The organism is Salinispora sp. H7-4, from assembly GCF_013416675.1.
Taxonomy (GTDB): domain Bacteria; phylum Actinomycetota; class Actinomycetes; order Mycobacteriales; family Micromonosporaceae; genus Micromonospora; species Micromonospora vitiensis.
In genome coordinates, this window is record NZ_JABZED010000065.1 from 1 (window position 1) to 228 (window position 228).

Annotated in this window: 1 pseudogene; it reads left to right on the forward strand. The window is 64.0% G+C overall.

Annotated features, from left to right (window positions below):
• A pseudogene (locus tag H0524_RS23550) lies at positions 1-228 on the forward strand (IS982 family transposase); the annotation flags it as partial.

Consider the following 228-nt stretch of genomic DNA (forward strand, 5'->3'; position numbering starts at 1 on the left):
CGACCCGCAAACGGGATCGCCCCGAAGATCACCGACGCCGAACTGATCACCCTGTCGGTGTTGCAAGCCCTGCTCGGCTACCACAAGGAAGCCCGCTGGATCCGTCACGCCCGCATGAACCTGACCCACCTGTTCCCCTACATCCCGAAACAGCCCGGGTACAACAAGCGGCTGCGGACACTCGGCACGCAGATCACCCACCTGATCCGGGTTCTGGCCCTGGACACC